The sequence below is a fragment of the Demequina gelatinilytica genome, assembly GCF_000971115.1.
Taxonomy (GTDB): domain Bacteria; phylum Actinomycetota; class Actinomycetes; order Actinomycetales; family Demequinaceae; genus Demequina; species Demequina gelatinilytica.
On the sequence record NZ_BBLV01000004.1, the window covers coordinates 12,092 to 37,697 of the forward strand.

Below are 25,606 nucleotides of genomic sequence, written 5' to 3' on the forward strand. Positions count from 1 at the left end.
AGCGGCAACGGAGCTGGTCCCGACCCGCCGTCGGTGGGATCGGTCACGGGCCGCGACACGCCGCACCACCGGGACTCGCTCCGTTGCGGCTGTCGGACAGGCGCGGGTCAGAGCACGTGCGTCTCGCCCGGGACCGCGTGGGTGACGGGCGCGCCGTAGGCCACGGTCGCAAGCTCGAGCGTGCCGGCGGGGTCCACCCACGACGCGATGTGGGTGACGATGAGCTCGCCCACCCCCGCGTCGCGCGCGAGCGTGCCCGCCTGCGTGCCGTTCATGTGGATGCCTTCGGGGTTGACGCGCGAATGCGCCCACCCGGCCTCCGCGAGCAGCGCGTCGGCGCCGCGCGCGAGGCCCAGGACCTCGTCGCAGCGGTCCGTGTCACCCGTGAAGACCAGCGAGGTCGGGCCGTCCGCGAGCGCCGAGGGCCCGGCGACGCGCACCGCGACCGCGGGGACGGGGTGCCACGCGCGCGCGAACGTGAACGAGAAGGGCCCGACGGTCGCGGTGTCGCCGTCGCCCACGGCCGTGAAGTCGAAGGTCGCGAGCGCGGTGAGGTCCTCGGAGCCGGCGATCTGGACGATGCGCTGGTCGAGCCCCTCGGGGCCGAGCAGCGTCAGCGGTGCCAGGTCGTCGTCCGCCGCAGGTCCGTAGCGGCGCAGGACGGACAGCGCGGCGAGGTCCGCGCAGTGGTCGGGATGCCCGTGCGAGACCACGACCGCGTCGACGCGGGCGGGATCGCAGTAGCGCTGGAGCGGTCCGATCGCGCCCGACCCGAGGTCGAGGACGATGCGCCACGTGCGGCCGTCCGCATCGTCCGCCTCCACGAGGTAGCAGGAGGCGGGCGCATCCGGGCCCGCGGTCGAGCCGGCGGAGCCGACGATGGTGAGCCTCACTGGGCTGCCTCCACTTCGGGGAGAGGTTCCACCTGCGTCACCACGGGACCGAGGAAGCGCTGCGCGAGCGCCTCGAAGCGGTCGCGCGGACCTGTCGCGTAGAAGCGGTGGCTGGGTGCGCTGTGCGCCTCGCGCTCGAGCCCGTTGGCCGCGAGCACACGGTAGACGTCGCGCGCGGTCTCCGACGCGGAGTCGACCAGGGTGACATCCGGCCCCATCACGTACGCGATCGCGCCCGCGAGGAGCGGATAGTGAGTGCAGCCGAGGATCAGCGTGTCCACCCCGGCCTCCTGCAGCGGCGCGAGGTACTCGCGCGCCACGCGGATCACCTCGGGACCCGTGGTCTCCCCCGCCTCGACCAGGTCGACGAAGCGCGGGCACGCCTGGCTGGTGATGGTGAGGTCGGGTGCGCCGGCAAGAGCGTCCTCGTACGCCCCCGACGTCACGGTCGCGACCGTGCCGATCACGCCCACGTGCCGCGAGCGCGACAGCGACGCGGCGCGGCGCGCGGCCGGCAGGATGACCTCGACCACCGGGATGCCGCGCTCGCGCGAGAACCTCTCGCGCGCATCGCGAAGCACCGCGGCGGAGGCCGTGTTGCACGCGATCACCAGGGTCTTGACCCCGTCGGCGACCAGCGCGTCCATGATGTCGAGCGCGTGCTGGCGCACCTCGGCGATGCCGAGCGGGCCGTAGGGACCGTGCGCGGTGTCGCCGACGTAGTGCACCGACTCGTGCGGCATCGTGTCCATGATCGCGCGGGCGACGGTGAGACCGCCCACGCCCGAGTCGAACACGCCGATGGGCGCGTCGTTCATGCCTGTCCTCCTAGAGACACGGACACCAGCGATTCCTGGAGCCACGTGAGGGCGTCGTAGAGCATCCCGAGCCATACCCGCTCGGGGTCGATGGTCGGCTCGTGCGGGGCGTCCGACTCCATGGCCTCGCCCGCGCGTGCGATGTCCGCGTGCAGCGCCTCGGCGTCCGCATCGCTCTCCAGCCCGAGCCGGGACGCGAGGACCAGCCGCACGTCGGTCAGCGCCGCCGCGGTGGGCATGACGTGCTCGGCGGGGACCACCCACTCGTCCACGTCCTGGCTCAGCTCCTCCCACATGCGGCGCAGCCGTGCGAGCTTGGTCGCGCGAAGGTCGTCCTCGGTGAGGCGGCGGAACTCGTCCGCGACCTCGCGCTCGCGTGGCGCGGCGTTGGGAAGGAGCCTCAGGAGCGCCGGGTCGTCCGGCTCCGCCGGAGCGTCGGCGAGCTCGTCGAGGAAGCGCAGGCTCTCCGCGAGATCCTCGCGGTGCGGGAGCGTCGAGTGAGGCGCGCTGCCGAACGACTCGCCGCCCAGGAGGAGGCCCACGTCGGCGACGATGCGCGCGATGACCAGGCGCTCGTCCTCGTCGAGCGCCGCGACGGCCGCGCCGTCACGGGCGGCGAAGGCCCTCACGCGTCCGCCCGCTCGAGCGTGGCCCACAGCCCGTACGAGTGCATCGCCTGGACGTGCACCTCCATCTGCTCGCGGCTTCCGCTGCTCAGCACCGACCGGCCCTTCTCATGCACCTCGCGCATGCGTGCCTCGGCCTCCTGGCGCGGCAGCCCGAAGTACTCCTGGAACACGCGCGTGACGTAGCTCATGAGGTTGACCGGGTCGTTCCAGACCACCGTGACCCAGGGCTCGCGCACGCGCGTGCGGACGCCCGCGTCCGGCTCGAGTCGCTCCTGGGTACCCACGCGCTCAGCGTAAGGCCGCGGGGCGCGCTTGCGCCGCTACTCGTCGCCGTCGGAACCGAATGCCGCGTCGATGATCTCCTTGCACGCAGGGCACACGGGGAAGCGGTTCGGGTCGCGCCCGGGGACCCACACCTTGCCGCAGAGGGCGATCACGGGCTCGCCGCTCATGGCGGACTCGAGGATCTTCTCCTTCTTGACGTAGTGCGCGAACCGCTCGGCATCGCCGGGCTCGACCAGCTCCTGGGTGCCGGTGCGCTCGATGGTGGCGGTGCCGCCCTGCGGCTGGGTCATCGGCTCAAGGGTCTCGCTCATGCGCACCATGGTACGCGCGGGCCACCCCTACGCCACGGCCGCCAGCAGCCGTCCGGAACGCGCGTTGTACACCGCGCCTGCGGCGCGCACCCCGCCGGCGTACGCGCCGATCCCAGTGATGATCCCGAGCACGCACGCGGCGGCGCCCCACCCCGGCGCCTCGGCCACGAGCGCGACCACGAACGGCACCACCACGAACGGCACGAGCAGCACGAGGACGAGCGTCGAGACCAGCTGCGCGACCAGGCCGGCGCCGACCGCCCCGACCTCCGAGCCGAACGGGCTCGCACCCGGCGCGGGCGCGCGGTAAGGCACCAGCACCGCGCTCAGCGCCGCGACGCCCAGGCTCACCCCGAGCACTCCGACGCAGGTTCCCAGCAGCCCGGGCGCGTCGGCCCAGCGTCCGCCCCACGCGACCGTCGCGAGCGCGACGACCACGATGAGCGGCAGCGCCCATGATGCGGTCGCCGCGAGCCTCCCGCGCAGCACCGCCTGGCCCAGCCGGCCCGAGACCACGTCGAGCCACAGCGCGGTCGAGTCGAAGGCGACGTCGTTGTGGCGGCCCCACCCGATGGTGACCGCGAGCACGATCGGCACCAGGTACGCCCATCGCGGGTCGAGGTCGAACACGGGCATCACGAGCGCGAAGAACGTGACGGGCAGGAGCATCACGCCGACCAGGGACGACAGGTAGCGGGGATCGCTCACCCACGCGCGCACCAGGCGGGCGTGCACCGCCGCCGTCGCGCCGTCGCGCGGGCGCACAAGCCCCCTGACCGGATCGAGGATGCGGTCGTGGCGGCGGCGCGCCCCGCCTCCGCGGCCCAGCGGCGCCACGAGCTGGTGGGCGACGTTGACCCGCCACACCGCGTGCACCAGCAGCAGCCACGCGGCCTGCATCGCGATCCGCCACCCGGCGCCGAGCCAGTCGCCCTCCGCCGCGAGCGCGGGTGCCGCGACGCCCGCGCCGAGCGGCGTGGTCCCGAGCCGGTCGAGCAGGACCTCGACGTCCGCGCCGATCACCGCGGTGAGACCGTCGCGGAACAGCACCAGCGCCACAGGCGCCGCGGCGGCGAGCGCGAGCCCCAGCACGGCGAACGTCGCGAGCTTGGCCCGCCTGGAGGACAGCACGCGCGCGGCCCACGCGGCGCTCACCCGCGCGCCGAGCACCATGGAGCCGTAGGCGAGCGCGAGGCCCAGCGCGGCCACCGCCAGCGCCTCCGGGCCGCTCACGCGCCAGGACAGCCCGAGCAGCCCGAGCGCGAGCGCGAAGAACAGCGCGGGCAGGGTGAGGAACGCCGCGACGGTGAGGCCGGGCATGATGGTGCGCGCGGACACGCCGAGGGTGCGGAAGCGCGCGGGCTCCAGCGTGTCGTCGAGCCCCGCCACCATGAGCGGCACCACGGCCCAGCCGATCGACAGCACGGCGACCAGACCCACGAGGAGGTCGGCACGGACCTCGTCGCTCTGGCGCGCGAGCGCAGCGCCGCCCCAGACGAGCCACGGGAGCATCGTCAGCATCCACGTCACGCCCAGGCCGGCGATCAGCAGGCGCCACCACTCCCGCCGCGCGAGGTGCCACGCGGCGCGCAGGCGGATCGCTACGACTGTCGCAACCACGTGAGGTCCCGCCGCTCGCGCTCGTCGCCCACGAGCGCCACGAACCGCTCCTCGAGGTCGAGGGCGCCGTCGCGGACCTCCGCGAGGCTGCCGGAGGCGAGGACCCTCCCGCGCCCGACGACCGCGACGTGGTCGCAGAGCCGCTCGACCAACGCCATCACATGCGAGGACAGCACCACCGTGCCACCCGTCGCCACGTACTCCTCGAGGATGCGGCGGATCGCGCCCGCGGACACCGGGTCCACGGCCTCGAAGGGCTCGTCGAGCACCAGCAGCCGCGGCGCGTGCACGAGCGCGCAGGCGAGGCCGATCTTCTTGGCCATGCCCGCCGAGTAGTCCATCACCAACGTGCGGCCGGCGTCCTCGAGATCGAGCGCCGCGAGCAGGTCGTCGCGCCGGGCGCGCACCACGTCCCTGTCGAGACCGCGGAGGCGTCCCGCGTAGGAGATCAGCTCCGCACCCGTGAGGCGGTCGAAGGTGTGCAGGCCGTCCGGGAGCACCCCGATGAGGGGCTTGGCGGCCTCCGGCGCGCCCCAGAGATCGATCCCCAGCACGGACACCGTGCCCGCGTCGGGCTGCAGCAGCCCGGTCGCCATCGACAGCGTGGTGGTCTTGCCGGCGCCGTTGGGACCGACCACCCCGTAGAACGAGCCCGCGGGGATGTCGAGGTCGACGCGGTCCACCGCGAGCGTGTGGCCGAAGCGCTTCACAAGCCCACGCAGGGACAGCGCCGGGGCGGGGACCGTGGTCATGGCGCCAGGGTATCGCCGGACTTCCAGGCGCGTTGCGCGACGGGATGGACTCCGTGCCGCAGGTGCGCATATAGTTGCCACGACAACCTAACTGAGGACGAGGGACGCACATGGACGCTTCGCGCACGGACCGCATCGCGGCAGGCACGACGATGGGACCGGTCGAGCTGCACGTCGAGGACCTCGACATGATGCTCGCCTACTACCGCGACGTGCTCGCGCTCGAGCAGATCCGCGTCGAGGGCGACCGCCACGTGCTCGGGCGCGGCGGCGTCGACACCGTGGTGCTCACCCCCACGCGCGGGCTTCCTCGCTTCGACCGCCACGGCGCGGGCCTGTTCCACACCGCGGTGCTGTTCGACTCGCGCGAAGGTCTCGCCGCCGCGGTGCTGCGGGTCGCGCAGGCCGCGCCGGGCTCCTACACCGGCGCCGCCGACCACCTGGTGAGCGAGGCCTTCTACTTCGACGACCCGGAGGGCAACGGCGTCGAGCTGTACTTCGACCGCCCGCGCGAGAGCTGGCGGCGCGACGCCACCGGCCGGCCCCTCATGGGCACGGAGCACATCGACGTCAACGGGTTCCTTACCAGCCACCTCACGGAGGCGGAGGTCGCCGCGCCCTCGGTCGCCGCGAGCGTGGGCCACGTGCACCTCCAGGTGGGAGACATCCCCACCGCGAAGGATTTCTACGTGCGCACGCTCGGCTTCGACGAGGTGCTCGACATGGGCAGCGCGCTGTTCGTGTCCGCCGGCGGCTACCACCACCACATCGGGCTCAACACCTGGAACTCGCGCGGCGCCGGCCCGCGCGCGGCCTCGCTCGGCCTGGGCACCATGGACATCGTGCTGCCGTCGGCGGACGACCTGGGCGCGCTGCGCGAACGGCTCGCCCACCGCGCCGCGGCGGTCGCGGACGACGGGCGCACGGTGACGGTCGCGGACCCGTGGGGCTCGCAGATCCGGGTCACCGTCGCCGGGCGCTGACCGCCCAGGACACGGCGTCATCCCAGGTGGGGGGTGGTTCTGCGCGTGAACCGTGACACCGAACCTACGGCACCGTAGGGTAGGCGCCATCCGTATGACGAGCACTGCCGCTCAGCCCGACTGGGAAGTCACCCGCCACGACCCCGGAGAGGCATGATCCCCGCGCAGCCCCCCGCATCGTCCCTGCCCGTCAACCACGTCACCCGCCGCTTCGCGGCGCTGTCGGCGACCATCCGCGAGACCGGCCTCCTCGAGCGCGCCTACGGCTTCTACGCCGTCTACGGCGCGGTGCTCGCGCTGGCGCTCGGCGGCGTCGTCACGGGCGTGATCCTCCTCGGGGACTCGTGGTTCCAGCTGCTCATGGCGGCCGCGCTCGCCATCGTGCTCACGCAGCTCGCCTTCCTGGGGCATGAGGCGTCGCACCGGACCGTCCTCGCGTCGGGACCCGCGAACGACCGTCTGGGTCGCTTCCTCAGCACGTTGATGGTCGGCATCAGCCACCAGTGGTGGATGCACAAGCACACGCGCCACCACGGCAACCCCAACCGCGTGGGCAAGGACCCCGACATCGACATGGACACCATCGCGTTCCAGGAGGAGGACGCCGCGAACGCCCGCGGGTTCCTGCGGTGGATCAATGCGCGGCAGGGCTGGCTGTTCTTCCCGCTCCTCACGCTCGAGGGCATCAACCTCCACTACCAGTCGATCCGCTCGCTGGTGACCTCTGGGACGCGACGCCAGCGCTGGCAGGAGATCCCCGCGATCGTGGCGCACTTCGCGCTCTACCTGATCCCGCTGTTCTGGTTCCTGCCGCTCGGCATGGCGTTCGCGTTCCTCGGCGTGCAGATGGCCGTGTTCGGCGTCTACATGGGCGCCTCGTTCGCGCCGAACCACAAGGGCATGATGATCGTCCCTGCGGACATGAAGATGGACTTCCTGTCCAAGCAGGTGCTCACCAGCCGCAACATCCGGGGCGGCTGGGCGATGTCCATCCTCATGGGCGGGCTCAACTTCCAGATCGAGCACCACCTGTTCCCCTCGATGGCGCGTCCGCACCTGGGACGCGCCCGGGAGATCGTCCGCGAGCACTGCGCGAACGTCGGTGTGCCCTACACGGAGACCACGCTGCTGCAGTCCTACGCGATCGTGGTGCAGTACCTCAACCGCGTCGGGCTGGCCGCGCGCGACCCGTTCGACTGCCCCGAGCGCGTCGCGATGGGGCGCTAGCTCAGCGGGCCGTCGCGTCCTCGAGGACGGCCTGGGCCTCTTCGACCGGATCCTGCGCCACCGCATCGTCCGCGTCCGGACGCGCCTTTCCTGCGACGAAGGCGTAGGCGAGACCGATCACCACGGCGCCGCCGACGAGGTTGCCCAGGCCCACGCACACCATGTTGGTGCCGAAGTCCGCCCAGGTGACGTCGCCGCCGCTGATGAGGCCGATGCCGAACGTGGTCATGTTCGCGACCACGTGCTCGAAGCCCGACGCGATGAAGGCGAGCACGGCCCAGAAGATGATGACGGCCTTGGCGACCTCGTTCTTGAGACGGGCCGCGGCCCAGATGGCGACGCACACGAGGACGTTGCACATGACGCCGCGCCAGAACAGCTCCGCGGGGGTGTGCGAGATCTTGCCCGCGAGGGTGTCGGCGGCGAACTCGCCTGCCGCGCCGTGACCCAGCACGCCGGTCTGGATCATCACCCACGCGAAGGCGAAGGCGCCGATCATGTTGGAGAAGAAGATCGCGAGGAGCACACCCGCGGCCTGGAACCAGGAGATGGTGCGGCGGATCGCACCGAGCGGGAGGATCATCATCGCGCTGGTCGCGAGCTCCGAGCCGGCGAAGACCACGATGGTGAGCGCGGCGGCGAACACGCTGCCCGCGACGAGCTTCTCCATCGGGTCGCCCGCGACGTGGAACGGCCCCGCGGCCGACCACATGAGGACGTCGCCGACGCCGATCCACATGCCGGCGAGCATCGCCGAGACGAGGAGGCGCAGCGGGGTGCGCGAGAGCTTCACCTTGGCCACGGCGGCCTTGGCATGGACGTCGACTGTTTCGGGGAGGGTCAGCACGTATCGAAGGTAAGGGGCGATACGGCGTGCGAGCAGGTACGGAGGTCCCGAGGCTCAGCCGCTCGCGGTGCCGATGAGGACCGCGGTGTACGCGATCCACGCCGCCAGGAGCGCGCCACCCTCGAGGCGGTTGATGCGTCCGTCCGCTCGGGGCCGGAAGCCCATGACGAGCAGCGCGAGCGTGAAGGCGAGGAGCACCGGGAGGTCCCGCGTCAGCGCCTGGGGCTCGACCGCCGAGGGTGCGATGAGCCCCGCGAGCCCCACCACCGCGAGCGTGTTGAACAGGTTCGAGCCGATGACGTTGCCCAGCACCAGGTCCGTCTCACGCCGGCGCGCGGAGACGACGGCCGCCGCCAGCTCCGGCGCCGAGGTGCCGATGGCGACCACGGTGAGGCCGATCACGAGGTCCGACCATCCGAGCCGCTCCGCGATGCCCACCGCTCCCCACACGAGGACGCGGGAGGCCGCGACCAGCAGCACGATGCCGCCGATGGTCCACGCCCACGCGGCGCGATAGGACATCCCGACCGCGATCTCGCGGGTCTCGACCGCGACGGCGAGCTCGTCCTCCTGCTGGCCCTGCGCGGGACGTCGGGTGCCCGTGCGGACCGCCCAGACCAGCTGCGCCCCGAGGGCGGCGACCAGGATCCCGGCGTCGGCACGGGAGATGCTCCCGTCGAGCAGGACGAGTCCGAGCAGCAGCGTCGCCGCCAGCAGCAGGGGCAGCTCGCGGCGGAGCACGCCGCGGTGGACCAGGACGGGCACGATGATCGCGGTGATGCCGAGGATGAGCCCGATGTTGGCGATGTTCGAGCCGAGGGCGTTGCCGAGCGCGATCTCGGGATCGCCGCCCGCGGCCGCGAAGGCGGACACCACGAGCTCGGGGGCGGACGTCCCGAAGCCGACCACCACCATGCCGATGAGCAGCGGCGCCATGCCCAGGTGCGCCGCGACGGACGAGGCGCCGGAGACGAAGCGGTCGGCGCTCCACGCGAGCGCGGCGAGGCCTGCCAGGGTCGCGAGGATCGCCAGCGTCATGGCCCGAGCCTAGTGACGCCTCTCGCGAGCCCGCTGGCGGGACATGAGGGTCGTATCCGGGCCGGATCCGGCACCCATGTCCCGCGGGGAAGCACGGACGCGGCGGGCGGGCGCGGCGGGCGGGCGCCCGGCGCCGGGCATGCGAAGGCCCCCGCACGCCGGTGGGCGTCGGGGGCCTCGCGAGAGGTGGAGATGCCGGGAATCGAACCCGGGTCCGCATGTCCAAACCGAAGTCTTCTCCGGGCGCAGCCTGAAGAAGGTTTTCTCAGCCCCTCACCCACCATCAGGCAGGTGGTGAGCGGGCTCAGTCATCTAAGAGTCCCGCAGCCCCCGATGACGCAGGGCTGAAGCAAGTTCCCTAGTCGACGCCAGGATCCAGGTCGGGAACACCCCTGGGCTGACGGACTTCATGGCGCTCGCTTAGGCAGCGAGGGCGAAGTCGGTGCGCTTGGAATCGGCACCTATAGGTTGCAGAGGTCGTTTACGAGATAACTCTGCGTTCTCGGCCCGCTTCCCTCCGGAAGTAAACACACGTCGAAACCGATCATCCCCTGTGCAGTTATGACACCAGTCTACCGGGACGACCGACAGCGCCCAAGCACGCCTCCATGGCCCGCCCGGGAGGCGCTCAGGCGCCCTCGCCGAGCACCGGCAGGCCGAGCACGATGCTCCAGATCCAGCCCGCGGCCTCGGCGGCCGGAGGCCGGTCCTCGGTGACCAGCCACTCCCCCACGACCCCGAGCACGAGCCCCGTGAGCCCCGCCGCCACCACGTCGACCGGCAGCTGCTTGCGCGACACCTCCTCGACGTCGGGCGCGAGGTCGACGATCGCCTCGCGGCTGCGGCTGCGGAGCCGCGTCAGCACCGCGCCGTAGCCGGGCTCGGTGAACACCCGCCGGTACAGGTCCGCATGCGCCTCGACATGCTCGAGGAACCGCACGAGCGGCTCGGGCGGCGCGGCGCCGAGGACCAGCCCGGTCATCCCGGCCCCGGCCTCCTCGGCGACGGCGTCGAGCGCATCGGCGAGCAGCGTCTCCTTGTCGGAGTAGTGCTGGTAGAAGGTCGACCGGTTGACGCCGGCGGCGGCCACGATGTCGCTCACCGAGACGTCGTCGAGCCCCCGCTCGCTCGCGAGCGCGACGAGAGCCTCCTGCAGGCGTCTCCGGGTCCTCACGATGCGCGCATCCACGGGGAGATTGTGGCACCGCCTCCGACGGTTCACCAACCGATAACCAACACTTGTCGTGAAACTCGTCGGAGTTGTCCTAGACTTCCCTGAGACGTGCCACCCGGCCCGGGCTCCGCCCGCGCGGCCGGGCATCACGCCAGGGCATCGTCGCCACCCTCCCCGGATCACCCCTGAGAAAGGTTCCCCTGTGGCCCACCTCCTGTACCGCATCGGCCGCGCGTCGGCGATGCGGCCGCTCATCGCGATCGTCGCGTGGCTGCTGGCGCTCGGCGTCGCCGGCGGCAGCTTCGTCGCCTTCGGCGGCACCCTCACCGACAGCTTCTCCATCCCCGGGCTCGAGACCGAGAAGGTCACGGACCAGCTGGTGGAGGAGATCCCCGAGCTCGCGGGCGGATCCTCGCGCGCGGTCTTCCAGACCGAGAGCGGCGAGCCGTTCACCGACGAGCAGAAGCAGCAGGTCAGCGACGCGCTCGCCGCAGCGCAGGACGTCGACGCCGTCACCGGCGTGATCGATCCGTTCGCCACGCAGGCGCAGATCGAGGAGCAGCAGGCGCAGCTCGCGGACGCGCCGCAGCAGATCGAGGACGCGCGCGCCCAGCTCGACGCCGGCCAGGAGCAGCTCGACGCGGGCCAGGCCCAGCTCGACGACGCCCTCGCGCAGCTCGAGGAGGGCCAGGCACAGCTCGACGCGGGCCAGGCCCAGCTCGACGAGGCGATCCAGCAGGCGAAGGACGCCGGCACCTACGAGTTCGCGGTCGCCGAGTTCGAGGCGCAGCAGGCGCAGATCGACGCGCAGCAGGAGCAGCTCGACGCGGGCCTCGCGCAGATCGAGGAGCAGCAGACGCAGCTCGACGACAGCCAGGCGCAGATCGACGACGGCCGCGCGGAGCTCGAGGCCCAGGAGGCGCAGCTCGCCCTCGGCGCCCAGCTCGCGGACGCCGCGTCGGGCATCCGCTCGGTGTCGGAGGACGGCACCACCGCGCTCGGCATCATCCAGTTCGACACCAACGTGTACGAGGTGGTCCAGGAGGACAAGGACGCGGTCATCGCCGACGTCCGCGCCGCCACCCCCGACGGCATCACCGTGAACTTCTCCGCGGACATCGCGACCTCGGTCGAGGGCGTCATGGGCGCCGGCGAGATCATCGGCGTGGCGCTCGCCTTCGTGGTCCTCATGGTGATGATGCGAGCGATCTGGCCCGCGCTCATGCCCATCCTCACGTCGGTGCTCGGCGTCGGCGTGGGCGTCGCCACCACGCTCGCCTTCTCCGGCGTGGTCGAGATGTCCTCCGTGACCCCCGTGCTCGGCGTCATGCTCGCTCTCGCCGTGGGCATCGACTACTCGCTGTTCATCGCCAACCGCCACCGCGAGCAGTACAAGCGCGGCATGGACCTGCACGAGTCCGTCGGCCTCGCGAACGGCACGTCCGGCAACGCGGTGGTGTTCGCGGGCTCGACGGTCATCGTCGCGCTGCTCGCCCTCAACATCACCGGGATCCCCTTCCTCGGCATCATGGGCACCGTCGGCGCGTTCGGCGTCGGCATCGCGGTGCTGGTGTCCGTGACGCTCACGCCCGCCGTGCTGGGCCTCATCGGCCACCGCGTGCTCAGCAAGAAGGCCCGCGCGTCCCGCGGTGCCGCCGAGCACGCCGAGGCACCCGTCGCGCCGATGCGCACCGGTGCTGCGCTGCTGCGCTTCGCGGCGGCCGTGGTCGGCCTGCTCATCCTCGCGATCCCCGCGATGTCGATGCGCCTGGGCCTGCCCGACGGCACGCAGGAGCCCGAGGACTCGACCCAGTACATCGCCTACAAGACCGTCGACCAGAAGTTCGGCGAGGGCGTCAACGGCACCCTGCTGGTGACCGCCGACCTGCCCGAGGCGGTCTCCGACGACGAGCTCCTGGCGGCCCAGGTCGACATCGCGAACGTCCTCATGGACAACCCCGACGTCGCAGCCGTCGCGCCGGCCGGCGCCTCCGAGGACAACGGCTTCCTCGCCTTCCAGGTCATCCCCCAGGAGGGCCCGGGCAGCGAGTCGACCGTGCAGCTGGTCGAGGACCTCCGCGAGCTCTCGCCGCTCGAGGACGGCACCGTCATCGGCGTCGCCGGCGAGGCCTCCGGCAACATCGACGTCTCGCAGAAGCTGGACGACGCGCTGCCGCTCTACCTCGCGATCGTGGTCGGGCTGTCGATCGTCATCCTCATCATCGTGTTCCGCTCGCTGATCGTGCCGCTCATCGCGACGCTCGGCTTCGTGCTGTCGCTTTTCGCGGCCTTCGGCATGGTGACCGCGGTGTTCCAGTGGGGCTGGCTCAGCTCGATCTTCGGCGTCCACGACCCGGGCCCGATCCTGAGCTTCCTGCCGATCATCCTCACCGGCATCCTGTTCGGCCTGGCGATGGACTACCAGCTGTTCCTCACCACGGGCATGCGTGAGGCGTACGTCCACGGCCTCGACGCGCGCCGCTCGGTGGTCGCGGGTCTGCGCCACGGGCGCGCCGTGGTGACCGCCGCCGCGATCATCATGATCTCCGTGTTCGGCGGCTTCGTGTTCTCGCACATCGCGATGATCCGGCCCATGGGCTTCGGGCTCGCGATGGGCGTCCTGTTCGACGCCTTCGTGGTCCGCATGGTCATCGTGCCGTCGCTCATGCACCTCGTGGGCGAGAAGGCGTGGTGGCTGCCGCGCTGGCTCGACAAGATCCTCCCCAACGTGGACGTGGAGGGCGCGGCGCTCGAGCGCGAGCACCCCGTGCCCCACACCGAGGAGCCCGACGAGGAGCAGCCGGCCACGGCCTGACCTCCATCACGCGGAGAGGCCCGCATCCCCGTACGGGGGTGCGGGCCTCTTCGCGTTGGGCCTCCCGGCGGCGCGCCAGGAGGTGCTGGGTGCCCGATCCGGCCCGAGATGGGCACCGAGCACCTCACAGCGTGCGCCGGCGGGTCACCAGCCTCCGCCGCCGCCTCCACCCCCGCCGCCGCCGGAGAAGCCGCCGCCACCCGAGAACCCCGATCCGCCCGATGAGCCCGGCGTGGGCGCGCTGATGGCCGCATCGGCGAGCGCGGTGAACTCGTTCATGCGGTGGCCGAAGCCCGCGGCGTGGGCCCAGAACAGCCCGTAGCCGAAGCCGTAGCCGCGGTACCAGGTCGGCTCGGCCAGACGCGCCCCCTGCGCCGCGAGCTGCTCGAACTTCTTGGTCCACACCTCGGCGTCGCCGAACGCGATCGCGTAGGGCAGGTACCTGCTGAACAGGTCGTGGCCCTCCTCGACGCGCAGCTGCGCCGCCTCGGCGGTGCGCAGGTAGAGCTCGAAGCCCTTGGTCTGCGCGAGGATCCGGCTGCCCTCGGGCGTCCGCGCGGGCGCGATCGCGAAGGTCGCGACCATGACGATGCCCACCACCACGAGCGCGAGCGGGATCAACGCGAGCGAGGACACGTTCGCCAGCCCCACGGTCGCGAGCACGCCGGCGATGAGCACCGCTGCGCCCGTCCCTGCCCACGCGCCGCGCGCATGCGTGGGGTTCGACCGGAACCAGCCGTTGTTGGTGACGTTGCGGTAGAGCTGGGCCTGGACCTTCGCCATGTCCGCGTGGAACGTGGTCTTGAGGTCGTCGAGCGTGACCCGGTCGCGGCCGGTGAAGATCGCGTCGAAGAGCATCTGCTCGTACGGATGCAGCGCGTCGTCGGCATCGCGCTGCTTGACCAGCGTGTACTCGTCCTCAGCCGAGGCCTCGATCACCAGGTAGCCGCGGACAGCGAGATCCACCATCGTCGCGGTGACGTCCCGCACATCGGCCTTCTCGTCGATGAGGGTGCCCAGCTGTCCCGGGCGGAGGCCGTCCGGCGGCGCGAACGCGACCGCGACGGGAGCGCGCGTATCGCGCTTGCGCACCGCGGCGACCTCTCCCCCGGCGGGGCCGACGCCGGGCGTGAAGTCGGCGTACTCGAGGTCCGCGCCCGTGGTGCGGATCCTGCGCACCACCAGCGCGAGGCCGCCGAGCAGCAGCACCAGGAAGCCACCGACGGTCCAGGGCGTGATGCGGAAGGCATGCGCGAGGTCGCTGCTCTCCCGCAGCACCGGCTCCGTCGCGTACGTGCCCGCCGGGTAGGCCATGACGACCGACATCGGCTCCCCGGGCTCGAGCGATGTCTGCGTGAAGGTCGCGCCGACACCGCCGAAGTCCACGCCGTCGCATGCGGTGGTGCCGCCGGCGGGTCCTGCGAAGCAGATCGCGTCGGTGACGTCGGCCTCGCCCGTCACGGTCACCTGGATGTCGGCGATGGGCGTCTCCCACCCGTCGCCGATCACGTTCCAGTAGAACTCGTCGCCCGCATCGGTGGAGTTCATGACGTCATGGACCGTGTAGGTGAGCACGTAGGTCTGCACGCCGGAGACGTCGCCCACGTTCTCGTCGCCCACGCGGACCACCAGCCAGTCGTCGCCCTCCTCGAGGTAGACCTTCGCGGGCGCGCCCGACGGCGACGCAGCGTCCACATCCGTGATGGCGTAGACGCGGTCGTAGTCCGGATCGTCGGTGGCCTGGCGGATCGGCAGGGTCCAGTACGGACCGTGACCGGGGTCGTTGCCGAAGTCGAAGTCGATCTCGACCGTGACGTCCGCGGACCCGTCGCCCTGAAGCGTGTAGGCCGCCTCCCACCTCTCGACGCTCCGGCCGCCGTCGGGCGCGTCGGCGTGCGCGGCGGCCGGCACCAACGCGGCTACCAGGGCTGACAGAACAGACAGGACGATGCGGACCATGGGTCCATCATGCCCACCCCGGCGCGCCCCGATGGACGCGACCCGCGCATCGTCCCGCCGCCGGCAGGTCGGTCAGCGGTTGATGCCGCGCTGCGTGCCGAAGGTGCGCTCGGCCTCGCGCTTGTCCTGCTTCTCGCGAAGCGCCTGGCGCTTGTCGTGCATCTTCTTGCCGCGCGCGACGCCGATCTCGAGCTTCGCGCGCCCGTCGAGGAAGTACAGCCGCAGCGGGACGATCGTGAAGCCCTTCTCACGCGTGCGCTGCTGGAGGTCCTCGATCTCGTGCCCGTGGAGCAGCAGCTTGCGCTTGCGCTTGGGCGCGTGGTTGGTCCACGTGCCCTGCGAGTACTCGGGGATGTGGACGTTCTCCACCCACGCCTCGCCGCCGTCGACGTAGACGTAGCCATCGCCGATCACAGCGCGGCCCTGACGGAGCGACTTCACCTCGGTGCCGGTGAGGACGATGCCGGCCTCGAGGACGTCGTCGATGAAGAAGTCGTGGCGCGCAGCACGGTTGGTCGCGACCACCTTGATGCCGCTCTCAGCCATGTGCCACCTCCTCGGCTCCGTCCTGGGCCGCCTACCGCCGGGTAGGCGCGACGCACCAGTCTAGCGGTGCGCGTGCGGACGCTCAGCCGATGTACTGCATCGGATCGGTGGTGTCGCCGTTGACGTACACCTCGAAGTGGAGGTGGCATGCCGCGGACGTGCCGGTGTTGCCCGAGTAGCCCACCAGCTGCCCCTTGGTCACGTACTGACCCGCGCTCACCACGGAGCGCGTGAGGTGGTTGTAGCTGGTCATGAGCGACTTGCCCTCGATGTAGCCGTGGTCGAGCAGGACCGTGTTGCCGAGCCCTGCGCGCCACATCGCCCACTGCACCTTGCCCGCGCGCGCCGCGTAGATCGGGGTGCCGCAGTACGCGCGGATGTCGGTGCCGGCGTGAAGGCGCCAGTAGTGGAGGATCGGGTGGAAGCGCATGCCGTAGCTCGAGGTCACCACGTGGTACGGCGAGGGCCAGCCCAGCAGGCCCTTGCTCCACGTGCTGGTCGAGCCGCCCGAGCTGGACGAGCCGCCGGAGCTGGACGAGCCGCCGGAGCTCGACGAGCCGCCGTTGCCCTTGGCGGCCTCCTCGGCGGCCTTGCGGGCGGCTTCCTCGGCGGCCTTGCGCGCGGCCTCCTCCTCGGCGAGCTTCTTCTTGACCAGGTCCTTGATGGTGTTGCGGACGGCCTGCTGCTTAGCCTCGAGCGCCTCCTGGCGCGCGAGCTCCTCGGCCTTCTTCGCCTCGAGGTCCGCCTTGAGCTTCTGCTGCTCCGCGACCAGCTCGTCGAGAGAGGCCTTCTTCTCGGCCGCCTTCTTCTGGAGCCGCTCGGTCTCGACCACGAGCGCATCGGCCTCGGCCTTGAGCTCGACGATGTAGTCGCGCACGGCCTCCTGACGCGCACCGCGGTTGCGGTTGACCGCGGCGATCTCCTCGACATCGGCGAGCGCGTTCGACTGCACGCGCGAGGCGTTGTGCTCCGCCGCGAACTTGTCGATGAACTCCTGGGACGTGCTCGCGCCGAACACGAGGCTCAGCGCCTCGTCGTCGCCTACCCCCTGGTACTGCGCGCGGGCGAGCGCGGCGACGATCTCCTCGAGCTCGACGATCCGCGCCTCGTCCTCCGCGATCTGGTCCGCGATCGCCTTGTCCTGCGCCTCGGCCGCCGCGAGCTTGTCCGCGGTGAGCTTCTGCTGGAGCAGCGCCTCGTCGACCTTGTCGTTCGCCTTGTCCAGCGCCTCCTGCGCCGCGGGCAGCTTCGCCTCGGTCGCCTTGAGCTTCTTGGAGGCTGCGATGATCTCCGCGCTCGTGTCCTCGAGGGCACCCTCGAGGTCCTCGAGCTGCTCGTCGTACGAGTCCGACCTGTCCTGCGCCCGCTCGATGTCGTCGTCGTAGCTCGAGTCGTAGCGGATGCCGCCCTCGGCGCCCGCACCCGTCACCAGGGTGCCGGTCAGCACGGCGACGAGCAGCGTCGCCGTCGCGGCGAGCAGGGGCGTGCGGAGGTGGCGGATCATGCGCGCGTGTACCTCCCGAGGGTGACGATGGATGCGACGGCCGCGAGGCCCACCGCGATCACCAGCAGCCACGGCGCGACGTTCCACACATCCGACGTGCCGATGTACTGGACCCACGTCACCGAGCTCTTGAGCCAGTCCTCGATGAGGTAGCGGACCCCGAAGAACAGGCCGCCGATCGCGAGCACCGCTCCGGCGGTCGCGGCGACCGCGCCCTCGAGCATGAACGGCATCTGGATGAGCGACCGCGAGGATCCCACCATGCGCATGATCTGCGTCTCACGCCTGCGGCTGAGCGCGCTGAGCCTGATGGTGGTGGTGATGAGCAGCATCGCGGCGATGAGCATGACGCCGGCCAGCGCCGCGGCGATCACCGTGGCGGCGTTGAGGAAGCGGAACAGCTCGGAGAAGATCTCGCGCTGGTCGCGGACCACGTCGACGCCGGGCAGACCCTCGGTCGCGTCCGCGACCACCTGGTACTGCTCCGGATCGGAGAGCTTGACGCGGAAGCTGGGCTGCATCTGCTCGGGCGTGAGGTACGACCAGATGCCCTCGTCGTCGTTCGCGACGAACTTCCCGTAGGCCTCCTCGCGCGACTCGTAGTAGACCTTCTGGACCAGGTCGCTCAGAGCGCCGTCCTCGAGGACCGCGCGGATGTCGTCCTCCTGCGCCGCCGTGACGGCGCCCTCGGCGCATCGTTCGTTGCGCGAGCTCTCGGGGCACAGGAAGATCGCGATCTCGACCTTGCCGTACCAGTCGTCCTTGAGCTGGTCGATCTGCATCTGCGTGAGCGCGGCGGCACCCACGAACATGAGCGACACGAACGTCACGAGCACCACGGACAGCGCCATGGTCGTGTTGCGGCGGAGGCCGTTGAAGACCTCGCCGAAGATGAACCGGAGCCTCACACGCGCTCCAACCCGTAGACACCGCGGTCCTGGTCGCGGACCAGCTCGCCGCCGCGCAGCTCGATGACGCGCTTGCGCATCTGGTCGACGATCTCGTCGTCGTGCGTGGCCATGAGCACGGTGGTGCCCGTGCGGTTGATGCGGTCGAGCAGGCGCATGATGCCCACCGAGGTGCCGGGGTCGAGGTTTCCCGTCGGCTCGTCGCACAGCAGGATCGGGGGGTGGTTGACGAACGCGCGCGCGATCGCGACGCGCTGCTGCTCACCGCCCGACAGCTCGTGCGGGAAGCGCTTCTCCTTGCCCGACAGGCCCACGAGGTCGAGCATCTCGGGCACGGTCGACTGGATGTGGTGGCGGCTCTTGCCGATCACCTGGAGCGCGAAGGCGACGTTCTGGTACACGGTCTTGTTGGGAAGCAGGCGGAAGTCCTGGAACACCGCGCCGATCTCGCGGCGCAGGTGCGGGACGCGCCAGGCGGAGAGCTTGTTGAGGTGGCGGCCCGCGACGTAGACGTCGCCGCCGGTGGGCCTCTCCTCGCGCAGGATCAGCTTGAGGAACGTCGACTTGCCCGATCCGGACGAGCCCACGAGGAACACGAAGTCGCCGCGCTCGATCTCCACGGAGACGGAGTCGAGCGCGGGACGGGCGCCCCGCTTGTAGACCTTGGTGGCGTTGTCGAGTCGAATCATGAGTGCTGCGCGCGCGAGGGGTAGGACCCGCGCCACCTCAGCATGGTAGGAACGCCCTCACCAGGGTGCGGGGAGGCGCGCCGCACCCGGCGTGTCCTGTTCGTCACATCCCGACAGTTGGCGATGCATCGACCTTCTGACAGCCCCAACGGAATCCACGGCGACACGCCGGGCCGTCCCGGCGCATCGTCCTTCCTCACCGGCGTGTCGCGGCGAGATCCGTTGCTGCTGTCAGGACTGCTGGGCGGCCTTCTGCTCCGCGCGGCGCCAGCGGATGCCCGCGTCGATGAAGCCGTCGAGGTCGCCGTCGAACACGATCTGCGGGTTGCCGACCTCGTAGCCGGTGCGCAGGTCCTTGACCAGCTGCTGGCCGTAGAGGAAGTACGAGCGCATCTGGTCGCCCCACGACGCCTTGATGTCGCCCGCGAGCTCCTTCTTCTGCGCGGCCTCCTGCTCCTTCTTCAACAGCAGCAGGCGCGACTGCAGGACGCGCATGGCGGCGGCGCGGTTCTGGATCTGCGACTTCTCGTCCTGCATCGACACGACGATGCCGGTGGGGAGGTGCGTGAGGCGCACGGCGGAGTCGGTGGTGTTGACCGACTGGCCGCCCGGACCGGAAGAGCGGAAGACGTCGACCTTGATCTCGGACTCGGGGACCTCGATGTGGTCGGTCTGCTCGATCTCGGGGATCACCTCGACCGCGGCGAACGACGTCTGGCGCTTGTCAGCGGACCCGAAGGGGCTGATGCGCGCGAGACGATGCGTGCCGGCCTCGACCGACATGGTCCCGTAGGCGTACGGCGCGTTGAGCTCGAAGGTCGCGGACTTGATGCCGGCGCCCTCCGCGTAGCTGGTGTCGAGCACCTTGGTGCCGTAGCCGTGGCGCTCGGCCCAGCGCAGGTACATGCGCAGCAGCATCTCGGCGAAGTCCGTCGCATCGTCGCCGCCGGCGCCGGAACGGATGGTCACCACGGCGTTGCGCTCGTCCCACTCCCCCGTCATCAGGGTGCGGACCTCCATGGCGGACAGGTCGGACTTGAGCTTCGCGAGGTCGGCGTCGGCCTCGGCGAGCGTGTCCTCGTCCTCGCCCTCGATGCCGAGCTCCACCAGGACCTCGAGGTCGTCGATGCGCGCGCCCATGCGCGTCACGCGGTCGAGCTCGGCGTTCGCCTGGCTCAGCTGGCTGGTGACCTTCTGGGCGTTGTCCTGGTCGTCCCAGAGGTCGGGCGCGGCGGCCGCCTCCTCGAGCTCGGCGATGCGCGCCTTGAGCCGGGTCGGGTCCGTCACCGCCTCGATCTGGGAGAAGGTCGAGCGGAGCTCTTGGATCTCGGTCGCGAAGTCGGTGGCCACGAGCGTCAAGTCTAGTGGCGCGGGTGCGGGACCTCGCGCGCGATGCGCGGGATCAGCCGCCGGTGACCGCGTCGACGGCGTCCTTGACGTCCTCGACCTTCTTCTTGGTCTCGTCGATCGTCGTCTTCGCGTCGTCGACCTTCTGCTGGACCTCGTCCGCCTTCTGCTCGACCTGGTCCTTCACCTCGTTCGCCTTCTCGATCGCGTCCTTCGCGCCGGACGTGGCCTCGGTGAGGGCGTCCTTCGCGTCGCCGCACCCGGCGAGCGAGAGGGCGAGCGCGCCCACGGCGGCGCTGAGGACGATGCGGTGGCGGAGCGAGGCGGTCATGGCGGCCATCGTAGGGGGTTCCTCCCGAAACACGGCGTTCACCTATCGGGCGTTAGGCTCGTGGCGAGAACCGCTTCGGAAGGGAACCATGTCACCCACGCGCCTCCCCGTCACCCCTGTCCGGCAGGGGTCCATCCGCATCGTCGGCGCCACCGTGATCGACGGCACAGGGGCGGAACCCCGTACCGCGGACGTCGAGGTCGTCGACGGCAGGATCGTCGCGATCGGGGTCGGCCCCGCCGCCACGCGCGCGGAGGCCACGGTCGACGCCTCGGGGCTCTTCCTCACCGCGGGCCTCGTCGACACGCACGTCCACCTCACCATGCCGAACGAGTCCAACCCGGAGGCGGACCGGCTCAAGTTCATGGAGGAGCACGCGTTCGCGACCGCTGAGTCGATGCGGCTCACTGTGGAGGCCGGGGTCACCGCGGTACGCGACCTCGCCGGTCTCACGCCGGGATACCGCCGCGCCGTCGAGGCCGGGCTCATCGCGGGCCCGCGCATGCACCTCGCGATCACGATGCTCTCCCCCACCGGCGGCCACGCCGACCCGGTGCGCGCCAACCGCAGCCTTCCGGCCTACAGCGACTTCGAGCCCATCCCCTCGGTGGGCGTCGTCGACTCGGACGACGAGGTCGTCAAGGCGATCCGGACGCTCGTGCGCACCGGCGCCGACGTGGTGAAGATCTGCACCACCGGCGGCATCAGCACCCCCGAGGACAGCCCGGACGACCTGGGGATCCCCGAACGCCAGGTGCGGCTCATGGTGGCCGAGCTCGCGCGCCGCGGCGGGCGTCCCATCGCCGCGCACGCGCAGGGGAACGAGGGCGCGCTCGCCGCGGTGCGCGGCGGCGTCACGAGCCTCGAGCACGGCTACGAGATGTCCGACGAGCTCATCGAGGAGATGCTCGCGCGCGGCACCGTGCTCGTCCCCACGCTCTCCACGCTGTCCCTGTCGCCGGACCCCGCGAAGAAGCCGCCGCAGGTGGTGGCGAAGAAGCTCGAGTGGCAGGTCCGTGGCCGCGACGCTGCGCGCCGCGCGATCGAGGCGGGCGTGCCCGTCGCCATGGGCACCGACGCGGGGATCCACCCGCACGGACGCAACGGCGCGGAGATGGGCCACTTGGTCGATGCCGGGATGACGCCTCTCCAGGCGCTTCACGCCTGCACGATTCAGGGCGCTCGGCTGCTGGGACTCGCCGACCATCTGGGCTCCGTGGAGGTCGGCAAGCTCGCCGACCTGGTGCTGTGGGACGTGGATCCGTTGTCGGCCCCGCACGTGCTGTCCGATGCGTCGCGCGCGAGGACCGTGCTTCAGGCCGGCCGCGCCGCGAAGGACCTCGACGGGCGGATCGGCTGACCGCTCCGCCGTGCGCCGGGGTCGGGTCTCAGGCGCCGGGCGGTGGGACGGACGGCTCGACGTCGGCCGTATGCGCGTCCACCGCGAGGCTCGCGGCGGCCTTGCGGGACGCCAGCCAGGCCACGGCCGCACCCACCGCTGACAGGGCGAACAGCGCCGCGGCCGTGAGCGGCAGGGACGCAAGCCCGCCCCCGTCCACCTGAGCCGCCGCAACGGCGGCACCGAGCGACGACCCGGTGAAGATCACGGACGAGTTCACAGCGACGAGCAGCTTGAGGTGCCTGCCGGCGTGACCGATGATGAGCGCCTGGAGCGGCGGGTTGATCGCCCACGAGCAGAAGCCCCACGCCAGCAGGAACACGGCCGCCTGCCACGCGGCGTCCACGATCATGAGGCCCGCGACCGAGGCCGCCGCGGCCGCCGCGACGAGCACGAGCGCGCGGCCCGGGCCCACACGGTCGGCGATCGCGCCCAGCAGCGCGTTGCCCGCCAGCCCGGCGATCCCGTAGCACAGCAGCAGGAGCGACAGCGGGGTGCCCGTGGCGCCCACCGCGTCCGTGAGGAACGGCGAGACGAAGGTGTTGAGGCCGCTCGTCGCGGCGCCCTCCATGGCCGCCGTGGCGAAGACGGCGCCGAGCGTGATCCACGCCCACATGCCGAGCGCGCCCGACGTGGTCCCTGCCGCGTGGCTCGCCTCCGCGTCGGCGACGAGCCCCGCCTGCCAGCGCGACGCGCGCAGCGCGACGAGCGCGACGACGACGAGCAGCACCGCCACCGCGATGAACGAGGCCCGCGCGCCGATGAGGCCCGCGAGCGTGTTGCCCAGCGGCGCGCCGACGAGCGACGACACGACCATGCCGCCGAAGGAGATCGACAGCGCGCGCGAACGTAGCGAGGGCGCGACGATCGAGCCGGCGTGGACGGTGCACATCGGCACCACCCCTGCGGCCGCGACCGCGTGGGCGATGCGGGCCGCCGCGAGCTGCTCGGTCGACCCTGCCGCCGCGACCCCGACCAGCGTCACCGCCTCGAGCGCGAGCGCGATGATGAGCACGGTGTACGGGCTGACCCTACGCACCAGGATCGCGAGGGTCGGCGCAGCAGCGGCGTACGCGAGGCCGAACACCGCGTTGGAGCGTCCGACGTCCGCGATCGAGATCCCGGTCTCCTCGGAGAAGGTCGGGAGCACGCCCGGCACGAGCATGTTGCCGAGCGTCGCCGCGAACACGGCCGACGCGAGGATCCACAGCGTCGTGTGCACGCGACGGTCGATGCCGCTCACACGCGCTCGACGGACTCGAGCCACTCCATCGTCTCGGCCGAGGTGACGAGCGACCGGCGCTGCATGTACTCGATCATGTCGAGCGCATCGTCGTGGGCCTGCTGCGAGGAGCCGTGCACCACATCGGTCACCACGTTGAGGAACAGGTCGCGCTGGTGGGCGTCGACCGCGGTGTAGAGGATGCAGATGTCAGTGAAGCCCCCGATGAGGATCACGGAGTCCGCCTTGTACGCGCGCAGGACGATGTCGAGCTGCGTGCCGAAGAACCCGGAGTAGCGGCGCTTGCGGATGTGGAACTCGTCGGGGGTCGGCTTGAGCCCGGACGCGAGCTCCGTGTACGGGCTGCCCTCGATGCAGTGCGGGCCCTCGGACCCGTCCATCTCGCGGCCCATGTCGATGAGGTGGGGCTTGTGGACCTCCTGGATCCACACGACGGGGACGCCCTTCTCGCGGGCGAGGTCGACCATCGCGACCGCGCGGTCGCGCTGCGCGCGCACGTCGAAGCCGTCCTGCTGGCCGGGGCTGCCGTCGAGCGGTCCTCCCTGGAAGTCGACGACGACGAGGACGGGGTTGCCGTGGATGTTCATGTGGTGCTCCTGTCCTGTCAGCGCTCGAGGTCCATGGCGTCCGCCCCCGGCATGGGGGCGTCCGTCAGCGAGTCGAGCCACGCGTGCGCGGCGTCGGCGGTCACGAGCGAGTCGCGCTGGAGGTACCTCATGGCGCGCAGCGCCGCATCGTGCGCCTTGTCGGATGACCCGCCCACCAGGTCGCTGATGGTGCGGAACCGGTAGTCGAGCTGATGGGCGTCGACGGCGGTGTAGTGGATGCAGACGTCCGTGAGGCCGCCGATCATGACGATCGTGTCCGTCCCGTAGCCCTTGAGCACGATGTCGAGCTCGGTGCCGTAGAAGCCGGAGTAGCGGCGCTTCTGGACCAGGTACTCGTGGGGAAGCGGCTCGAGCCCCGGGTAGAGCTCGGTGGTCTCCCAACCCTCGACGCAGTGGGCGCCCTCGGCACCATCGAGCTCGCGTCCGATGTCGATGAGCGACGGCTTGTGGACCTCCTGGAGGAAGACCACCGGCCGCCCCTTGGCGCGGAACGCATTCACGAGGTCGATCGCGCGCTGGCGTCGCGCCTGCTGCCCGGTCATGCCGCCGAGCGTCGACACGTGCGGAGCCGCGCCTCCGCCCTGGATGTCGACGACGAGAAGGGTGACGTTGCCGACGGGGTTCAGCTCGTCGTGGGGGGACCAGTCGGTCACCTGGAGCGGCATGGGGGGTCCTTTCGGTTCAGGAGAGACGGACGCGGGGGTCGACCGCGGCGAGCGCGACGTCGACGAGGGTGTTGAGGACCACGTAGACCGCGCCGAGGATGAGGCACACGGCCGCGATCGCGGGGAAGTCGCCGACGCCGATCGCGGAGGACAGGTACGAGCCGAGCCCGTTCCACGAGAACACCTGCTCCACCACCACCAGGCTCGACACCATGAACCCCGCCTGCACCGCGAGGAGCGACAGCGCGGGCGACGAGGCGTTGCGCAGCGCATGCCGCCGGACGATGGTGCCCTCGCGCTCGCCGAGCGCGCGCGCGGTCCTCGCCCACGGCGACGACAGGGACGAGGAGATGCCGTCGGCGAGCACGCGGGCGAGCGCCACCCCCGCACCGACCGAGGCCGCGAGCGCCGGGAGGAGCAGGTGCTGGATCGCGTCCCACGTGTAGGTGGGGCTCGCGTGCAGGATGCCGTCGATCACGTAGAAGCCGGTCCCGTCGTCGTAGGGGCCGTACGAGGAGCGGCCCGCTGCCGGCAGCATGCCGCCGAGCCACTTGTAGAACACGAGCACCGAGAGCATCGCGATGAGGAACGACGGCGCGGAGGCGGCGGAGAAGAACACGAACCTCAGCACCGCGCCGATGCGGCCGGGCCGCGAGTAGAGGGATGCGAGCGACACCCCGATGAGCACCGTGAGGGTGAGCGCCCAGCCCGCGAGCTCGAGGGTGGCCGGCAGCCGGGTCGACAGCTCGTCGGAGATGGGGCGCTTGGATGCGAGCGAGACGCCGAAGTCCCCCTGCACGGCTCCGCCCACGAAGCTCGCGAACTGGACTGGGATCGGATCGTCGAGGCCGAGCTCCTCACGCGCGGCCTCGACCGCCTCGACGCTGGCGTTGACGCCCACGTACGTGCGCACCGGATCGGAGTCGGCGACCTTGCCGAGCGTGAAGACCAGCAGCGTGAGGAAGAACAGCACCACCACGAGCGAGCCGAGGCGCTTGCCGACGAAGCTCAGCAT

25 protein-coding genes and 1 other RNA gene are annotated in these 25,606 nt (G+C 71.3%); 4 read left to right on the forward strand and 22 right to left on the reverse strand.

The window, feature by feature from the left end; genetic code table 11:
- Positions 1-107: 107 nt before the first annotated feature.
- Genes AOM00_RS03930 through AOM00_RS03960 form a run of 7 tightly spaced genes read right to left on the reverse strand, consistent with a single transcriptional unit; the run spans position 108 to position 5,308 of the window.
- Positions 108-893, reverse strand: coding sequence for an MBL fold metallo-hydrolase (locus AOM00_RS03930; RefSeq protein ID WP_062516543.1), 786 nt, complete (start codon positions 891-893; stop codon positions 108-110).
- Complete coding sequence (gene murI, locus AOM00_RS03935) at positions 890-1,711, reverse strand: glutamate racemase (RefSeq protein ID WP_062516544.1); 822 nt, start codon at positions 1,709-1,711, stop codon at positions 890-892. Before murI ends, AOM00_RS03930 begins: the two co-directional genes overlap by 4 nt.
- Positions 1,708-2,340 carry a DUF2017 family protein gene (locus tag AOM00_RS03940; RefSeq protein ID WP_082096614.1) on the reverse strand — a complete coding sequence of 211 codons (633 nt, stop codon included), beginning with the start codon at positions 2,338-2,340 and terminating at the stop codon, positions 1,708-1,710. Before AOM00_RS03940 ends, murI begins: the two co-directional genes overlap by 4 nt.
- A complete protein-coding gene (gene clpS, locus AOM00_RS03945; protein ID WP_062516546.1) occupies positions 2,337-2,624 on the reverse strand; it encodes an ATP-dependent Clp protease adapter ClpS in 288 nt (95 codons plus the stop codon). Before clpS ends, AOM00_RS03940 begins: the two co-directional genes overlap by 4 nt.
- A gap of 36 nt (positions 2,625-2,660) precedes the next feature.
- On the reverse strand, positions 2,661-2,936 hold the full coding sequence (locus AOM00_RS03950) for a DUF3039 domain-containing protein (protein ID WP_082096616.1): 276 nt from the start codon (positions 2,934-2,936) through the stop codon (positions 2,661-2,663).
- A gap of 27 nt (positions 2,937-2,963) precedes the next feature.
- A complete protein-coding gene (locus AOM00_RS03955; RefSeq protein ID WP_062516548.1) occupies positions 2,964-4,556 on the reverse strand; it encodes a hypothetical protein in 1,593 nt (530 codons plus the stop codon).
- Positions 4,538-5,308: an ABC transporter ATP-binding protein gene (locus AOM00_RS03960; RefSeq protein WP_062516549.1), complete on the reverse strand. Its 771-nt coding sequence runs from the start codon at positions 5,306-5,308 to the stop codon at positions 4,538-4,540. Before AOM00_RS03960 ends, AOM00_RS03955 begins: the two co-directional genes overlap by 19 nt.
- Before the next feature lie 110 nt (positions 5,309-5,418).
- Here AOM00_RS03960 and AOM00_RS03965 point away from each other — a divergent pair, with 110 nt between their 5' ends.
- Both AOM00_RS03965 and AOM00_RS03970 read left to right on the forward strand, forming a co-directional pair.
- Positions 5,419-6,291 carry a VOC family protein gene (locus AOM00_RS03965; RefSeq protein ID WP_062516550.1) on the forward strand — a complete coding sequence of 291 codons (873 nt, stop codon included), beginning with the start codon at positions 5,419-5,421 and terminating at the stop codon, positions 6,289-6,291.
- A 153-nt stretch (positions 6,292-6,444) separates the two neighbouring features.
- Complete coding sequence (locus tag AOM00_RS03970; protein WP_062516551.1) at positions 6,445-7,518, forward strand: fatty acid desaturase family protein; 1,074 nt, start codon at positions 6,445-6,447, stop codon at positions 7,516-7,518.
- A 1-nt stretch (position 7,519) separates the two neighbouring features.
- On the opposite strand, the gene AOM00_RS03975 is transcribed toward AOM00_RS03970, so the two are convergent.
- The 4 genes from AOM00_RS03975 to AOM00_RS15365 all read right to left on the reverse strand — a co-directional run bounded on the left by AOM00_RS03975 (position 7,520) and on the right by AOM00_RS15365 (position 10,592).
- Entirely contained in the window at positions 7,520-8,365 is an 846-nt protein-coding gene (locus AOM00_RS03975) for a formate/nitrite transporter family protein (RefSeq protein WP_082096556.1), read from the reverse strand.
- A 54-nt stretch (positions 8,366-8,419) separates the two neighbouring features.
- On the reverse strand, positions 8,420-9,403 hold the full coding sequence (locus tag AOM00_RS03980) for a calcium/sodium antiporter (protein WP_062516552.1): 984 nt from the start codon (positions 9,401-9,403) through the stop codon (positions 8,420-8,422).
- A 184-nt stretch (positions 9,404-9,587) separates the two neighbouring features.
- Positions 9,588-9,955, reverse strand: a transfer-messenger RNA (tmRNA) gene (ssrA, locus tag AOM00_RS03985).
- 76 nt (positions 9,956-10,031) lie between these two features.
- Complete coding sequence (locus AOM00_RS15365; protein ID WP_062516553.1) at positions 10,032-10,592, reverse strand: TetR/AcrR family transcriptional regulator; 561 nt, start codon at positions 10,590-10,592, stop codon at positions 10,032-10,034.
- Positions 10,593-10,779: 187 nt separating this feature from the next.
- Here AOM00_RS15365 and AOM00_RS03995 point away from each other — a divergent pair, with 187 nt between their 5' ends.
- The gene (locus AOM00_RS03995; protein WP_062516554.1) at positions 10,780-13,392 is read left to right on the forward strand and encodes an MMPL family transporter; all 2,613 of its coding nucleotides are present in this window, start codon (positions 10,780-10,782) and stop codon (positions 13,390-13,392) included.
- Positions 13,393-13,536: 144 nt separating this feature from the next.
- Here the strand turns inward: AOM00_RS03995 and AOM00_RS04000 are convergent, their stop codons facing one another.
- The 7 genes from AOM00_RS04000 to AOM00_RS04030 form a co-directional block, all read right to left on the reverse strand.
- A complete protein-coding gene (locus AOM00_RS04000; protein WP_082096562.1) occupies positions 13,537-15,351 on the reverse strand; it encodes a DUF2207 domain-containing protein in 1,815 nt (604 codons plus the stop codon).
- A gap of 72 nt (positions 15,352-15,423) precedes the next feature.
- Complete coding sequence (gene smpB, locus AOM00_RS04005; RefSeq protein WP_062516556.1) at positions 15,424-15,897, reverse strand: SsrA-binding protein SmpB; 474 nt, start codon at positions 15,895-15,897, stop codon at positions 15,424-15,426.
- Positions 15,898-15,979: 82 nt separating this feature from the next.
- Positions 15,980-17,401, reverse strand: a complete 1,422-nt coding sequence (locus AOM00_RS04010; RefSeq protein ID WP_062516557.1) for a M23 family metallopeptidase — start codon at positions 17,399-17,401, stop codon at positions 15,980-15,982.
- Positions 17,398-18,309: a permease-like cell division protein FtsX gene (ftsX, locus tag AOM00_RS04015; RefSeq protein ID WP_062516558.1), complete on the reverse strand. Its 912-nt coding sequence runs from the start codon at positions 18,307-18,309 to the stop codon at positions 17,398-17,400. The genes AOM00_RS04010 and ftsX overlap by 4 nt, the downstream gene beginning before the upstream one ends.
- On the reverse strand, positions 18,306-18,998 hold the full coding sequence (ftsE, locus tag AOM00_RS04020; protein ID WP_062307444.1) for a cell division ATP-binding protein FtsE: 693 nt from the start codon (positions 18,996-18,998) through the stop codon (positions 18,306-18,308). The genes ftsX and ftsE overlap by 4 nt, the downstream gene beginning before the upstream one ends.
- Positions 18,999-19,229: 231 nt before the next feature.
- A complete protein-coding gene (gene prfB, locus AOM00_RS04025) occupies positions 19,230-20,348 on the reverse strand; it encodes a peptide chain release factor 2 (protein ID WP_062516737.1) in 1,119 nt (372 codons plus the stop codon).
- Positions 20,349-20,400: 52 nt separating this feature from the next.
- The gene (locus tag AOM00_RS04030) at positions 20,401-20,676 is read right to left on the reverse strand and encodes a hypothetical protein (protein ID WP_082096565.1); all 276 of its coding nucleotides are present in this window, start codon (positions 20,674-20,676) and stop codon (positions 20,401-20,403) included.
- Between the two features lie 88 nt (positions 20,677-20,764).
- On the opposite strand from AOM00_RS04030, the gene AOM00_RS04035 reads away from it, so the two are divergent.
- Positions 20,765-22,036 carry a metal-dependent hydrolase family protein gene (locus AOM00_RS04035; protein WP_062516560.1) on the forward strand — a complete coding sequence of 424 codons (1,272 nt, stop codon included), beginning with the start codon at positions 20,765-20,767 and terminating at the stop codon, positions 22,034-22,036.
- A 28-nt stretch (positions 22,037-22,064) separates the two neighbouring features.
- Here the strand turns inward: AOM00_RS04035 and AOM00_RS04040 are convergent, their stop codons facing one another.
- Genes AOM00_RS04040 through AOM00_RS04055 form a run of 4 tightly spaced genes read right to left on the reverse strand, consistent with a single transcriptional unit; the run spans position 22,065 to position 25,606 of the window.
- Positions 22,065-23,318, reverse strand: a complete 1,254-nt coding sequence (locus tag AOM00_RS04040; RefSeq protein WP_062516561.1) for an MFS transporter — start codon at positions 23,316-23,318, stop codon at positions 22,065-22,067.
- A complete protein-coding gene (locus AOM00_RS04045) occupies positions 23,315-23,905 on the reverse strand; it encodes a cysteine hydrolase family protein (protein ID WP_062516562.1) in 591 nt (196 codons plus the stop codon). The genes AOM00_RS04040 and AOM00_RS04045 overlap by 4 nt, the downstream gene beginning before the upstream one ends.
- Before the next feature lie 17 nt (positions 23,906-23,922).
- Positions 23,923-24,591, reverse strand: a complete 669-nt coding sequence (locus tag AOM00_RS04050; protein ID WP_062516563.1) for a cysteine hydrolase family protein — start codon at positions 24,589-24,591, stop codon at positions 23,923-23,925.
- A 16-nt stretch (positions 24,592-24,607) separates the two neighbouring features.
- Positions 24,608-25,606: an ABC transporter permease gene (locus AOM00_RS04055; RefSeq protein WP_062516564.1), complete on the reverse strand. Its 999-nt coding sequence runs from the start codon at positions 25,604-25,606 to the stop codon at positions 24,608-24,610.

What these genes read in the sequence shown, in the direction of transcription:
- murI (WP_062516544.1), bottom strand. Translation starts at nt 1,711, where the DNA reads ATGAACGACGCGCCCATCGGCGTGTTCGACTCGGGCGTGGGCGGTCTC.
- AOM00_RS03950 (WP_082096616.1), bottom strand. Translation starts at nt 2,936, where the DNA reads ATGAGCGAGACCCTTGAGCCGATGACCCAGCCGCAGGGCGGCACCGCC.
- AOM00_RS03960 (WP_062516549.1), bottom strand. Translation starts at nt 5,308, where the DNA reads ATGACCACGGTCCCCGCCCCGGCGCTGTCCCTGCGTGGGCTTGTGAAG.
- AOM00_RS03965 (WP_062516550.1), top strand. Translation starts at nt 5,419, where the DNA reads ATGGACGCTTCGCGCACGGACCGCATCGCGGCAGGCACGACGATGGGA.
- AOM00_RS03970 (WP_062516551.1), top strand. Translation starts at nt 6,445, where the DNA reads ATGATCCCCGCGCAGCCCCCCGCATCGTCCCTGCCCGTCAACCACGTC.
- AOM00_RS03980 (WP_062516552.1), bottom strand. Translation starts at nt 9,403, where the DNA reads ATGACGCTGGCGATCCTCGCGACCCTGGCAGGCCTCGCCGCGCTCGCG.
- AOM00_RS04000 (WP_082096562.1), bottom strand. Translation starts at nt 15,351, where the DNA reads ATGGTCCGCATCGTCCTGTCTGTTCTGTCAGCCCTGGTAGCCGCGTTG.
- smpB (WP_062516556.1), bottom strand. Translation starts at nt 15,897, where the DNA reads ATGGCTGAGAGCGGCATCAAGGTGGTCGCGACCAACCGTGCTGCGCGC.
- AOM00_RS04010 (WP_062516557.1), bottom strand. Translation starts at nt 17,401, where the DNA reads ATGATCCGCCACCTCCGCACGCCCCTGCTCGCCGCGACGGCGACGCTG.
- ftsE (WP_062307444.1), bottom strand. Translation starts at nt 18,998, where the DNA reads ATGATTCGACTCGACAACGCCACCAAGGTCTACAAGCGGGGCGCCCGT.
- AOM00_RS04030 (WP_082096565.1), bottom strand. Translation starts at nt 20,676, where the DNA reads ATGACCGCCTCGCTCCGCCACCGCATCGTCCTCAGCGCCGCCGTGGGC.
- AOM00_RS04035 (WP_062516560.1), top strand. Translation starts at nt 20,765, where the DNA reads ATGTCACCCACGCGCCTCCCCGTCACCCCTGTCCGGCAGGGGTCCATC.
- AOM00_RS04045 (WP_062516562.1), bottom strand. Translation starts at nt 23,905, where the DNA reads ATGAACATCCACGGCAACCCCGTCCTCGTCGTCGTCGACTTCCAGGGA.
- AOM00_RS04050 (WP_062516563.1), bottom strand. Translation starts at nt 24,591, where the DNA reads ATGCCGCTCCAGGTGACCGACTGGTCCCCCCACGACGAGCTGAACCCC.
- AOM00_RS04055 (WP_062516564.1), bottom strand. Translation starts at nt 25,606, where the DNA reads ATGCTGAGCTTCGTCGGCAAGCGCCTCGGCTCGCTCGTGGTGGTGCTG.